Annotated in this window: 14 protein-coding genes and 1 tRNA gene; 5 read left to right on the top strand and 10 right to left on the bottom strand. The window is 33.2% G+C overall.

Annotated features, from left to right (window positions below):
• From asnS to CJ739_RS09450, 3 genes are all read left to right on the top strand, one after another.
• A complete protein-coding gene (gene asnS / locus CJ739_RS09460) occupies positions 1-1,434 on the top strand; it encodes an asparagine--tRNA ligase (protein ID WP_117174673.1) in 1,434 nt (477 codons plus the stop codon).
• A gap of 70 nt (positions 1,435-1,504) precedes the next feature.
• Positions 1,505-2,965, top strand: a complete 1,461-nt coding sequence (rpoN, locus tag CJ739_RS09455) for an RNA polymerase factor sigma-54 (RefSeq protein ID WP_117174671.1) — start codon at positions 1,505-1,507, stop codon at positions 2,963-2,965.
• Entirely contained in the window at positions 2,965-3,573 is a 609-nt protein-coding gene (locus tag CJ739_RS09450) for a hypothetical protein (RefSeq protein WP_117174669.1), read from the top strand. Before rpoN ends, CJ739_RS09450 begins: the two co-directional genes overlap by 1 nt.
• A 285-nt stretch (positions 3,574-3,858) precedes the next feature.
• On the opposite strand, the gene CJ739_RS09445 is transcribed toward CJ739_RS09450, so the two are convergent.
• From CJ739_RS09445 to CJ739_RS09400, 10 genes are all read right to left on the bottom strand, one after another.
• Complete coding sequence (locus tag CJ739_RS09445; RefSeq protein WP_117174667.1) at positions 3,859-4,551, bottom strand: porin family protein; 693 nt, start codon at positions 4,549-4,551, stop codon at positions 3,859-3,861.
• Between the two features lie 105 nt (positions 4,552-4,656).
• The gene (locus CJ739_RS09440; protein WP_117174665.1) at positions 4,657-5,133 is read right to left on the bottom strand and encodes an ExbD/TolR family protein; all 477 of its coding nucleotides are present in this window, start codon (positions 5,131-5,133) and stop codon (positions 4,657-4,659) included.
• 16 nt (positions 5,134-5,149) lie between these two features.
• A complete protein-coding gene (locus CJ739_RS09435) occupies positions 5,150-5,740 on the bottom strand; it encodes an ExbD/TolR family protein (protein WP_117174663.1) in 591 nt (196 codons plus the stop codon).
• A 3-nt stretch (positions 5,741-5,743) separates the two neighbouring features.
• Positions 5,744-6,166, bottom strand: a complete 423-nt coding sequence (locus tag CJ739_RS09430; RefSeq protein WP_117174661.1) for a hypothetical protein — start codon at positions 6,164-6,166, stop codon at positions 5,744-5,746.
• 18 nt (positions 6,167-6,184) lie between these two features.
• Entirely contained in the window at positions 6,185-6,961 is a 777-nt protein-coding gene (locus CJ739_RS09425; protein WP_117174660.1) for a MotA/TolQ/ExbB proton channel family protein, read from the bottom strand.
• 78 nt (positions 6,962-7,039) lie between these two features.
• Positions 7,040-7,127: transfer RNA gene (locus tag CJ739_RS09420), tRNA-Ser, on the bottom strand.
• 78 nt (positions 7,128-7,205) lie between these two features.
• Positions 7,206-8,237, bottom strand: coding sequence for an asparaginase (locus CJ739_RS09415; protein WP_117174658.1), 1,032 nt, complete (start codon positions 8,235-8,237; stop codon positions 7,206-7,208).
• 13 nt (positions 8,238-8,250) lie between these two features.
• Positions 8,251-9,018, bottom strand: coding sequence for a TatD family hydrolase (locus CJ739_RS09410; RefSeq protein ID WP_117174656.1), 768 nt, complete (start codon positions 9,016-9,018; stop codon positions 8,251-8,253).
• A gap of 135 nt (positions 9,019-9,153) precedes the next feature.
• Positions 9,154-9,888, bottom strand: a complete 735-nt coding sequence (locus CJ739_RS09405; RefSeq protein ID WP_117174654.1) for a tetratricopeptide repeat protein — start codon at positions 9,886-9,888, stop codon at positions 9,154-9,156.
• A gap of 95 nt (positions 9,889-9,983) precedes the next feature.
• Positions 9,984-10,565, bottom strand: coding sequence for an RNA polymerase sigma factor (locus CJ739_RS09400; protein ID WP_117174652.1), 582 nt, complete (start codon positions 10,563-10,565; stop codon positions 9,984-9,986).
• Between the two features lie 136 nt (positions 10,566-10,701).
• Here CJ739_RS09400 and CJ739_RS09395 point away from each other — a divergent pair, with 136 nt between their 5' ends.
• Positions 10,702-11,139: a hypothetical protein gene (locus CJ739_RS09395; RefSeq protein ID WP_117174650.1), complete on the top strand. Its 438-nt coding sequence runs from the start codon at positions 10,702-10,704 to the stop codon at positions 11,137-11,139.
• Between the two features lie 79 nt (positions 11,140-11,218).
• On the top strand, positions 11,219-12,193 hold the full coding sequence (locus tag CJ739_RS09390; RefSeq protein ID WP_117174648.1) for a hypothetical protein: 975 nt from the start codon (positions 11,219-11,221) through the stop codon (positions 12,191-12,193).
• Positions 12,194-12,403: the final 210 nt, after the last annotated feature.

Raw genomic sequence — 12,403 nt, 5'->3', positions numbered from 1 at the left:
ATGAAATCACGTACTATTTCGGAATTATTGTCACAAGATTTTGTTAGTTCTGAAGTTGATATAAAAGGATGGGTTAGAACCTTTAGAGCAAATCGATTTATCGCTTTAAACGATGGTTCTACAATCAATAATATACAATGTGTTGTCGATTTTGAAACCTTAGACGAAGCACTTTTAAAACGGATTACAACAGGTGCAGCCATACATATTAAAGGCGACTTAGTAGAAAGCCAAGGCAAAGGGCAAAAAGTAGAGATTCAAGTCAAAGACATAAAAATTTTAGGAGATTCAGACCCCGAAACCTACCCCATTCAACCTAAAAAACATTCTTTTGAATTTTTAAGGGAAAACGCCCATTTACGTACCCGAACCAACACCTTCAGTGCTGTGATGCGTTTGCGTTCTGCCTTATCGTTTGCTATTCATAAATATTTTAATGATAATGGGTTCTACTATGTGCACACGCCAATTATAACAGGTAGTGATGCTGAAGGCGCGGGTGAAATGTTTAGAGTCACCAATCTCGATGCAAAAAAACCACCCTTAAATGAAGAAGGTCATGTAGATTATTCTAAAGATTTCTTTGGAAAAGAAACCAATTTAACCGTTTCTGGGCAATTAGAAGCCGAGACCTATGCCATGTCTTTAGGAAAGGTTTATACTTTTGGACCTACTTTTAGGGCTGAAAACTCAAACACCTCACGCCATTTAGCCGAATTTTGGATGATAGAACCCGAAGTCGCTTTTATGGATTTAGCTGGTAATATGGATTTAGCCGAAGATTTTATGAAATTTGTGCTAAAATATATTCTTAAAAACAATCGTGAAGATTTAGAATTTTTAGACGCTCGTTTGCAGGACGAAGATAAAACCAAACCACAAAATGAGCGTCAAGAGATGGGTTTAATTGAAAAGTTAAATTTTGTAACCGATAATAATTTTAAACGCGTAAGTTACACCGAAGCCATTGATATTCTTAGAGACAGCAGCCCAAATAAGAAAAAGAAATTTAAGTATATTATTAAAGAATGGGGAACCGATTTACAAAGTGAACACGAACGCTTTCTTGTTGAAAAACACTTTAAATGTCCTGTTATTTTGTTCGACTATCCTGCAAACATCAAAGCGTTTTATATGCGTTTGAATGACGATGGAAAAACAGTTCGCGCTATGGACATTTTATTCCCTGGTATTGGCGAAATTGTGGGTGGAGCACAACGTGAAGAACGTTTAGAGGTTCTGAAACAAAAAATGGCAGCCATCAATATTCCTGAAGAAGAACTTTGGTGGTATTTAGACTTACGCAAGTTTGGTACCGCTGTTCATGCCGGTTTTGGTCTTGGATTTGAACGTTTGGTAATGTTTGCTACAGGCATGAGCAATATTAGAGACGTTATTCCGTTTCCAAGAACACCACAAAACGCCGAATTTTAAAAAACATTAGTATCTTGGTAACAAATTAGTAAAAAAGTTATTTTACTATTATTTTAAACCAAATCGAAGTATGCTCAAACAACATTTACAATTCAAATTATCACAAAAGCTGTCACCGCAACAAATTCAGTTAATGAAATTGATACAGTTGCCTACGCAAGCATTTGAGCAACGTTTAAAACAAGAATTAGAAGAAAACCCTGCATTAGAAGCCGGTAAAGAAGAATTAGAAAACGATTTTGATTCTGATTTGGACAATTCAAATGACGATTTTAATGATAGCGAATCTATTGGGGACGATGACATTAATGTGGATGAATATCTGAGTGATGACGAAATTCCAGATTACCGTACCCAGGCCAATAATTATAGCAGTGACGACGAAGAAAAAACGATGCCTTATGCCGCAGGAACCTCATTTACACAGCATTTAATAAATCAGTTGAATACCTATAGGTTAGATGACGAAGAGTACGAAATCGCTGAGTTTTTAGTTGGTAGCGTTGATGAAAGCGGTTATATACGTCGTTCTCTATCTGACATCATGGACGATCTGGCCTTTACACAAAGTGTTTATACTACCGAAGAAAAAATAGGTAAAGTTCTTAAAATTGTACATCAGTTGGATCCTGCAGGTGTTGGTGCTAGAAATTTACAAGAATGCTTAAGCATTCAACTGCATAGAAAAGAAAAAACGCCCGATACCGAATTGGCTATTGAAATTATTGATACTGCATTCGAGCAATTCACTAAGAAGCATTACGATAAACTTATTCAAAAGTTTGATATTTCAGAAATTCAATTAAAAGATGCCATTCACGAAATTGAACATTTAAATCCAAAACCCGGTGGGTCTTATGCAGGCAATAATAGAATTGTAGAGCACGTAGTTCCAGATTTTGCCATTAAAATAGTTGATGGCGAATTAGAATTAACGCTTAATGGGCGCAATGCTCCCGAACTTCATGTATCTAGAGAATATAACAACATGCTTAAAGGTTATAAAGAGTCGAAAGACAAATCGAAGTCCCAAAAAGATGCCGTTATTTTTATAAAACAAAAGCTAGATGCCGCGAAATGGTTTATTGAAGCTATCAAACAGCGCCAACAAACCTTATTCATTACCATGAGTGCCATTATGAACTATCAGGAAGAGTATTTTTTAACAGGCGATGAACGCAACTTAAAACCGATGATTCTAAAAGATATAGCCGATGAAATTTCTATGGATGTCTCTACCGTTTCAAGAGTTGCCAATAGTAAATATGTTGACACTCCTTATGGAACCAAATTGATTAAAGAGTTCTTTTCAGAATCAATGAAAAACGATCAAGGTGAAGATGTTTCAACAAGAGAAATAAAGAAAATTTTAGAAACTGTTATTGAAGAAGAAGATAAGAGAAAACCTTTAACCGATGAAACTTTGGCTTTGATTTTAAAAGAGAAAGGCTACCCTATAGCACGACGTACTGTTGCTAAATACAGAGAACAATTAGATGTTCCTGTAGCCCGATTACGAAAAAAAATATAATGGATAGAATTTTAAAAAGCATCTCGTTTATTTTCCACCCATTACTTATACCGTTTATGGGGGTTGCTTTTTATTTTTTAGTATCTCCTCGCTTTACCCCTAAAGAAGTAATATATGCTAAACTTATTTCTTTAGCTATACTGACTATTATATTACCTGTTTTAATATACTTTTTATTAAAAACTTTAGGTAAGGTACAATCTGTCTATTTAAAAACAACTACTGAACGCATTTTACCTTTAGTTTTGAATTGTGTTATTGTCCTAATTGTATTGCTACGTATTTTAACCCAAACGCAATTTATAGAACTCTATTTCTTTTTTGTTGGTATTTTAATTTCAACGATGACGTGTTTAATATTAGCCATTTTGAAATTCAAAGCGAGTATTCATATGATTGCTGTATCGGGACTTTTTATGTTTTTTATTGTTTTAAGCATACATTTTAGTATAAACATTAACGAAATACTGGCTTTAATGTGTATCATAATGGGTGCCGTAGCTACTTCTAGACTGCATTTAAAAGCACATAACAATAAAGAGTTAATTATGGGCTTTTTTATTGGCGTGATGCCTCAGTTAATCTTAGTGAATTATTGGTTGAATTAGTTTATTGCTTAAAAAGCTAAATTCGATATAATGTAATCTGATATTCAAGTGTTTAAATAGTTATATAAATAAAAAACGATAATCATTACAAAACCTGAGTTCTGGTTGATAAACATACCCTGTAACTTTTAACAGTTTAACCGTGTAATCGTTGAATCGTTTACACAAACTCCATCGGTACATTACATTCTGAACTTTTAACTTTTAACTTTGTACTTTGTACTTCCAATAGTGTACTTTTAACATCTAACTTCGTTAAAATTTATATCGAACTCAAGTTAAAAACTATAAAATATAAAACATCAACCCTACTTTTATGGTATTTGTTTTTATATCATTACCATTCAATATAGCCTTGTCTGAAAAAATGGGAGATAAACCATAATACATATAAAAATTCCAAGTATTATAACCTACACTAAGGGTCAAGCCATACTGAAGCTTATTAAAGTCGCTAATATTACGGTGTTTAAAAGATCCTAAGTCTCCTTTAAACTTTGTTGTACTGGTAACCAAGTAACCTAATTTAAAACCAGTATAGATACGCCAAAACTTGTATTCGGTGGGTGTTGATGTCCGCCATCTAAACTCAATGGGAAGTTCTATTAATTGGTTTGTGTACTTATTTTTTGAATAGGTCGCAGCACCCTCTAAAATAGTATAGGTTATGTTACCATTACTATCTTTATTAATAAGTAAATTTTGAATGAATGAATTTAACGAATATCCTAAACCAATGCCAAGAGCAATATTTCGTTCTTCATTTAAAGGCATGTCCTTTATAATACCAAAATGAATACCACTTGAAAACCCACTTTGCGATAAATCTTTTGGCTTTTTACCTAATAAGTTATATGTGGCACCTATGTAAAATTGGTCTTCTTTATAAAAATTATCAACGCTGCTAATACTATCCTCTTGTGAATAACATAAATGAACACTAAACAAAATAAGTAGGATTCCGTATGAAAATTTCATCTTTAGCAGTTATAATTCATTATACAAACATACCATAATTATTAAAAATAAAAAGGCGTTTTGAAATTTCAAAACGCCTTTTATATAAAATTAAGAATATAGAAATTAGTTATTTTCTAATACACTACCTTTTTTAGTAGTGTAATTTATTTTAAGCGCATTTACTTTTCGTAATTCTTGCTTAATATCACCAATTAATCCCATATTAGCATCTTTATCTACTTTTAAAGCAGTAGTTAAAAACGGAACTAATTCTTCTCTTTTAGAAGCGCGTTCTGCAGCAATAAAAGCAGCTATATCATTAACATCGGCAAAATCATCGTTAAGTTGAATTCTGGTTTCAGTACCATAATTTCTATAATTCGCACTTGGTTTACCTGCATATATATACATAACCAAATCTTTCTTATCTAATTTTTCAACTTGATCTGCAAATGGTAAATTATTTTCTACTTTCAAAGTGTTCTGTCTCATAACAGTTGCCACCATAAAAAAGAATAATAACATAAACACAATATCTGGTAATGATGCCGTTGATATTGCTGGCATTTCGCCGCCTTGTTTCTTTTTAAATTTAGCCATAATAATGTGTTAAATTTTAATTTTGTACTTCCGAAAGCTTTTGAGGATACTCTATTTTTATTTTCTCGAGTTGCTCTTTTAGCTTCGTTTTATTTCCTGGCCAATTAACATCATTAAGGTTCGCTTCCATTTCAACAAAAGATTTTCCATATAGCGACTGCGCTCTAATATTCCTTAAATCGTTGTATGCAGCTACTAATTCATTTTGAACCGCTATATACGTTTTATAAGTTGTTTCACGCTCATTCTTTAATGATATTACAGCCTTATCTGGATTATCAGAAGATTCAGGATCTTTATCACCATTACAATAATCACAAGTACCATCTCCACCATTGTCTAAAAACTCTGTGGCCGCCTTTCTTAAATCTTTAAGTTCCATTAACTCGTCCTCAACAAGTAATTGATCTTTACCATTTAAAAGTACGGTAAAAATATTTTTTTGTTTAATAACAGGTGGTTCTACGTTATCTTCAATAGGAGGTAGCTTTCTGTTTAATCCAGAATCCGTTTCAATAGTGGTTGTTACTAAGAAAAATATCAATAGTAAGAACGCGATGTCGGCCATGGAGCCTGCATTTACTTCTGGTGCTGCTCTTTTTGCCATAATTTATTTATTTAATAGTTTTTTTGCACTTGAAAGAAAGGTAGCAACTATTGCTATTACTGCAAGAAAGTAAAAAGCATATAAACCTGCCCCTACATTCTTAGAGATCCCTTCTGTAATGCCCAAACCTTTATCGTTAAATTGCTTTAAATCTAAATCTGTACCAGATGATATAAGGTAAGATATTAGAATAACTGCCAAAAACAATCCTACGGTGGTTAGCGTTTTTTTAATGTTTCCTGCAAATATGCCTTTAAGCACATATATAAGTATTAAAGCTATTACTATAAATAGAACAATATAAGTAACCACTAATATATTGTCTATCATACTATCAGAATCTGTTGTCATTAATAACAATGCAAAAACGGTTCCAATAATACCAAGAGCAAAAGCTAAATACTTGAGTATTTTATATAAATTCATGATTTTTAGTTTTAATTATTACTTTTTATTTCTAATTAATAGATCCATTAACGTAATAGAAGCATCTTCCATATCATTAACGATACTATCAATTTTAGCAATAATGTAATTGTAAAAAACTTGAAGAATCATCGCTACAACAAGTCCAAATACTGTTGTTAAAAGTGCTACTTTAATACCTCCAGCAACAAGTGATGGTTGCATATCTCCAGCAGCCTCAATTTTATCGAACGCTTGAATCATCCCAATTACTGTTCCCATGAACCCTAACATTGGTGCTAAAGCAATAAACAATGAAATCCAAGATACGTTTTTCTCTAATTGTCCCATTTGAACACCACCGTAAGCTACAACAGCTTTTTCAACAGCGTCTAAACCTTCGTCCGTTCTATCTAAACCTTGATAGTAAATAGAAGCAACAGGACCTTTTGTGTTTCTGCAAACTTCTTTTGCAGCTTCAACGCCTCCAGAAGCAAGTGCTTCTTCAACCTCTTGAGTTAATTTTTTTGTGTTTGTAGTTGAAAGATTTAAAAAGATAATTCTTTCTATAGCTATGGCTAATCCAAGAATCAAACATAATAATACAATCCCCATAAATCCAGGACCACCTTCAATAAATCTCTTTTTTAATTCTTGATGAAAACCAAGTTCTTCTGCTGGTTCAGCAGTGTCTTCATCTTGTGCCATACTTGCTACAGTTGTTGCAACTGTGCTTGTGTTTGCATTTGTTGTTGCATTAACAGTTCCAAAAGCCATCATTCCAGCAATGGCAAGGATAGAAAATAATCTTTTCATGTTCTAAATCTTAATTTTATTAGTTAATTAATGTGTTAAAGATATAAAAAAAATACAATAAAAAAATAAAAATAACAGCAGAGAGGAAGGGATTCGAACCCTCGATACCCTTTTGAGGTATACACACTTTCCAGGCGTGCGCCTTCGACCACTCGGCCACCTCCCTTTGTTTTTTTATTATACTTTTTTATGGGTGGGCAAATAACAAAAAAAACTTTGAACCTTAAAATTTTATAAGTTAATTTTAAGACAATTCACCTCGTAATGCTTTTTCGAAGGTCATTTTGAATGTTTTAAAGGGTATATTTTCACCCAACAGGTACATTAATTTGCAAATTGCAGCCTCGGTTGTCATGTCTTTACCTGAAACAACTCCTATGGTTTTCAAATGGTTACTGGTTTCATAATGCCCCATCATCACACTTCCGCCTACGCATTGCGTTACATTTATAATATGCACACCGCGCTTAATCGTTTCTTGCAAAAGATCGATAAACCATGCTTCTGTTGTGCAATTTCCAGCGCCATAAGTCTCCAAAACAACTGCTTTTAAGCTTGGCGTAGCTAATACACTCTTTAAAAACGTCTCAGATATGCCTGGAAACAGTTTAACAAGCGCTATGTTGGTGTCTAAATTTTTATGGACTATTAACGTTTTTTTTGAATCTGGCTTCAATAAATAATCTTGGTTTACTTTTAAATGCACCCCAGATTCTGCTAATTCGGGATAATTTAATGATGCAAATGCTTTAAAATTTTCGGCATTTAGTTTCGTCGTTCTATTAGCTCTGTACAATTTATACTCAAAATACAAACAGACTTCCTTAATCAAAGGCTTCCCGTTTTCTTGCAAAGAAGCCATTTGAATTGAGGTGATTAGATTCTCTTTGGCATCGGTTCTTAAATCACCAATGGGCAATTGCGAGCCTGTAAACACTACTGGTTTTACTAAATTTTCCAAAATAAAGCTTAATGCCGATGCTGTGTAGCTCATGGTATCGCTTCCATGTAATACAACAAATCCATCAAATTTATTATAATGGGTTTCTATTATTTCAGCAATTTGAATCCAATACACCGGATTCATATTACTTGAATCGATGGGTTTTTCAAAAGAAACCGTTTCAATATGGCAGTCTAACAATTGAAGCTCTGGAATTTTATCTAAAAGATTTTTAAAATCGAAAGCCTTCAATACACCGGTTTTAAAATCTTTAATCATACCAATAGTACCGCCTGTGTATATAAGTAATATGTTTGGTTTTAATTTACTCATTTTGATTTACAATTTAAATTCCAAATACATCTTTAGAATTCTGGGTGGTTATTTTGGCTATTGCTTCTAAAGATACACCATATATTTCTGATAATTTTTCCAACACCTTTAATATATAGACACTTTCATTCCGCTTACCTCTGTATGGTGCCGGTGCTAAATAAGGCGAATCGGTTTCTAATACAATATGATTTAAGTCTATCTGATTTAAAAACTGATCGATTTTCCCATTTTTAAAAGTTGCAACACCTCCTATTCCTAATTTCATATTATAGGACATCGCTTGATGCGCCTGTTCTAAAGTGCCTGTGAAGCAATGAAAAACCCCATACAAATCATCACTCTTTTCTGTTTCTAAAACTTCAAAGATTTCATTAAAAGCTTCCCTGCAATGAATAACTATGGGCAACTTATATGTTTTAGCTAATTGAATTTGATGTTTAAACGCTTCTTGCTGAATACCGAGTGTTGACTTATCCCAATACAAATCAATACCAATTTCACCCACTGCATAAAATTTTCGTTTTGCAAGCATGGCTTCAACAAACTTTAACTCGTCCTTATAATTATCTTTTACGTGCGTTGGATGCAAGCCCATCATTAAAAACACATTACTAGGATAATCCTTTTCAAGTTGAAGCATGGATTCTGTATATGTAGAATCGATGGCTGGAATAAAAAAACGTGAAACGCCTTCATTTAATGCACGGGTTATCATGGCATTTCTATCTTCATCAAAAGCGTCGCTATATAAATGGGTATGGGTATCGGTAATTATCATTCGGTAAAAATAAGAAGTATTTTAATAAACAAAGACCTTAGAGGTTTTGTTAATACCTACAAGGTTTTGGAAACCTTGCAGGTGGGTTTTGGAAACCTTGCAGGTAAATCATTACTCAACCTTGCAGGCAAAGCATTACTCTAACTTTTTTATAAGTTTTTGGGCTTTGTCATAATCATCAGCATCTTCTGGAATGGTCTTTAAAATTTCCAAAGACGCATCGTAGTCTTTTTGTTTTAAATGACTTAATGCCAAATACCAAATAGCTTTATTTTTATATGCCGATTGCCCTTTACTCAAACTAATCAATAAACGTTCAGCCGTTTCAAATTTGTTTAATTCTACATTGGCTACAGCTCTATAAAATTGTAATTCAGCATTGTCTTTATCCATTAGCATTAAACTTTTAAAAGCTTCTTCCGCTTTAGCGAAATCTTTAGTGTTAAAAGCGTTTTCGGCCGTTTTTAATAAAGCATCTTGTTCGCCTCTCACGGTTAAACTAATACTGTTATAATTTGCAAAATCCTCATAAACCGGACTTGAAAAATTATTAAACACGGTTATACCAATTAATAAAACAACACTTGCCGCCACGGCATATTTCCAAATTTTAAAACGAACCACTTTTTTAGGAGCGTCTAGTTTTTCAAAATAAGTTTTTGAAATATTTTTTAAATTATTTTGAAATGCTGTTGAAGCTTCCTCGTTACCAAGCTTATGTTCTAAAAAAGAGGAAAGTTCTTTATAGGTATTGAAACTGTCTTTGAATTTTGGATCTACTTTCAATCGGGCTTCAAAAGCACTTTTTTCAGTTTCAGAAAGGTCTCCTAAAAGGTAGTTTTCAAACAATATGTAGTCTTGCTCATTCATGTGTTCAATTTTATTGTTTTTTAGCAGTCACATGCTACATCTATTTAATCTTTTGTTATAGCATTAAAGATTTAGTTATAGATGTTTCATAATGGTTACTTATTAAGTAGGTTAAATTTTGGCGACCCTTGAACCAACTCTGTTAGTTTACCAATACATAAAGATTTCTTTTTTCGGGCATAAGCGTATGTTACACCTAAACTTGAGGCTACTTCTTCCATCGATTTTATTTTAAAAGTAGCGGTCAATAATTCTTTACAAGCAGTTCCTAGTTTTTGAAACATTTCGGTAAATAAGGCTTGTTTTTCGCCAAACACATCGGTTTCAAATGCTAGTTCTTGAGCGTCGTCATCTTTATATAAAACTTCCTCATTAATTGTTACCTCTTTATGAGCTATTTTTTTCAGTTCATTTAACCATTTGCGTTTACACAATAAAAAGAAATAAGCATCAAACGGACATGTAAGCTCCAATTTCTTTTCGCTTGCCTGATTATATATGGTTATTAATGTGTCCTGTACCACATCTTGCGCTTGGTCTACATCCCCACTGTTCTGCTTGATGTAATTAATAACCTTAGGCACGAATTTATCATAGATTGCTTGTATGATAAAGGAATTGTTTTTCAGCAAACCATCAATATATTTTTGGTCTTCATGTATTTTTTTTTCGCTCATTAACCCTTGTATTTACTGCTAATTTAAAAAAACTTTAAAATAAATGGGTAACAATTTTTAAATGGTTTTGATATAAGGGTGTAACAGCAAAATGCTAAAACAAAAATTTTAATTAATCCATAAAAATTTAGAAATCATGAAGAAATCAATTTTAATTATCGCAACAGTAGCTTTTTCAATAATAAACATAAACGCTACAAATGAAAAATCGATCCTTAACACTTCAAATGAAGTTGTAAGCTTTACAAAAGAAAACATTGCTCAAGTATTTGACTGGAAAGTAGAAACCGATAAAGGCAGCTATTCAGGAACTTCCCTTTCTCTTGAAAACGCTAAAGAAATGATTGCCTTATCTAGCTCTGGAGAAATTGTTTTAGGAACCGAAATTCAAAGTTACTTGGTTCTAAAATCTGAAATCAATACTAGTAGAAATTATTTCTGGGAAGTTGAAACAGCTACAGGTTCTGCAAAAGGTTATGCATCTTCTGAAGATTATGCCAACAAAATGATACAATTAGTAGCCTCTGGTGATGCTGTAATCTCTAAAATAATCATCAGTCAACCTCAACAATAAAAATAATTACCAAAACAGGGTAACAAAATAGTTGCCCTGTTTATATAACAATGAATAATAACTTTAAAACCCAATAATCATGAAAATTACAAAACACATTTTAGGAACACTTTTATTAACGGCTTTAATATTTACTAGCTGTTCAAAAAACGACAATGAGGATTTAGTAATCCCCGCAACAGCTCAAGAATTTGATGCTTTAAGAGAAGAAGCTTTAACCGCTTTAACCCAAACATTTCAATTTAATGCCGAAGATGGCTCGGTAAACTTTACATCTGATAAAGGTGTTGAAATCTACATTAATGGCGCCTGTTTAACCAAAAACGGGGACGCCGTAACCGGTGCCGTAGAACTAGAATTTGTTGAATTATTTGATAAAGGCAACATGCTTACAACAAACAAACCTACAATGGGTATTTTACCAAGCGGTGACAAGGCCTTATTGATTTCTGGTGGCGAGTTTTTTGTACAAGCTACCCAAAACGGTGTTGCTTTAGATACCAACTGCGGATTCCAAATGTTAATTCCTGCTGATTTAACAGGTGGTATAGATAACGATATGATACTTTGGAATGGTATTATTGATGATAACGGAGATCTTGCTTGGGCTGAAGACAAACGTGATGGTGCCAACGGTGAAGGTGGTGTATTTGCAGAAGGCAACCAATACTACGGTTTTTTCCAATCGTTTGGATGGTCTAACGTTGATAGATTTTACAGTGACCCACGACCAAAAACAACTATTTTAGTTGGTGTTCCAACAGGATACGACAACACAAATAGCTCAGTATATTTATCTTACGATGGTGAAGATTCTGGTCTTGCCAACTTAGACACTTATGACTCGCAAACGGGATTATTCAGCGAGCATTACGGACAAATCCCCGTTGGACTGGAATGTCACGTTATTTTCGCAACCGAAGAAGATGACAACTGGAAATACGCTATAAAAGCGGTAACCATTGTTGAAAACGGTGTTATCACATTTACAGAAGGTGAAACATCTATAGCTACCGAAGCACAACTTACAACAATTATAAATGGTTTACCATAAACAGCTACTCATTTTAATGACCTACTTAAAAATCATGGTTTGCCACAATTCTTAACCTGCTTTTTTTATCCCAGAGACACTTCGTTTCTGGGATTTTTTAGACCTCACAGGTTTTAAAAACCTGTGAGGTCTTCTTCATTTAGAAAAAAGGGTAACAAAATACCAACTTTATTGATATAATGGTATACAGAACACATCATGAAAAAGTTT

Origin of the sequence: Mariniflexile sp. TRM1-10 (assembly GCF_003425985.1) — a bacterium.
Classification (GTDB): domain Bacteria; phylum Bacteroidota; class Bacteroidia; order Flavobacteriales; family Flavobacteriaceae; genus Mariniflexile.
The sequence above is the reverse complement of the archived record's forward strand: the minus strand, read 5'-3'. Positions and strand labels throughout refer to the sequence as shown.

Coding starts and splice junctions, on each gene's coding strand:
- asnS (WP_117174673.1), top strand. CDS start 1: ATGAAATCACGTACTATTTCGGAATTATTGTCACAAGATTTTGTTAGT.
- rpoN (WP_117174671.1), top strand. CDS start 1,505: ATGCTCAAACAACATTTACAATTCAAATTATCACAAAAGCTGTCACCG.
- CJ739_RS09450 (WP_117174669.1), top strand. CDS start 2,965: ATGGATAGAATTTTAAAAAGCATCTCGTTTATTTTCCACCCATTACTT.
- CJ739_RS09445 (WP_117174667.1), bottom strand. CDS start 4,551: ATGAAATTTTCATACGGAATCCTACTTATTTTGTTTAGTGTTCATTTA.
- CJ739_RS09440 (WP_117174665.1), bottom strand. CDS start 5,133: ATGGCTAAATTTAAAAAGAAACAAGGCGGCGAAATGCCAGCAATATCA.
- CJ739_RS09435 (WP_117174663.1), bottom strand. CDS start 5,740: ATGGCAAAAAGAGCAGCACCAGAAGTAAATGCAGGCTCCATGGCCGAC.
- CJ739_RS09430 (WP_117174661.1), bottom strand. CDS start 6,166: ATGAATTTATATAAAATACTCAAGTATTTAGCTTTTGCTCTTGGTATT.
- CJ739_RS09425 (WP_117174660.1), bottom strand. CDS start 6,961: ATGAAAAGATTATTTTCTATCCTTGCCATTGCTGGAATGATGGCTTTT.
- CJ739_RS09415 (WP_117174658.1), bottom strand. CDS start 8,237: ATGAGTAAATTAAAACCAAACATATTACTTATATACACAGGCGGTACT.
- CJ739_RS09410 (WP_117174656.1), bottom strand. CDS start 9,018: ATGATAATTACCGATACCCATACCCATTTATATAGCGACGCTTTTGAT.
- CJ739_RS09405 (WP_117174654.1), bottom strand. CDS start 9,888: ATGAATGAGCAAGACTACATATTGTTTGAAAACTACCTTTTAGGAGAC.
- CJ739_RS09400 (WP_117174652.1), bottom strand. CDS start 10,565: ATGAGCGAAAAAAAAATACATGAAGACCAAAAATATATTGATGGTTTG.
- CJ739_RS09395 (WP_117174650.1), top strand. CDS start 10,702: ATGAAGAAATCAATTTTAATTATCGCAACAGTAGCTTTTTCAATAATA.
- CJ739_RS09390 (WP_117174648.1), top strand. CDS start 11,219: ATGAAAATTACAAAACACATTTTAGGAACACTTTTATTAACGGCTTTA.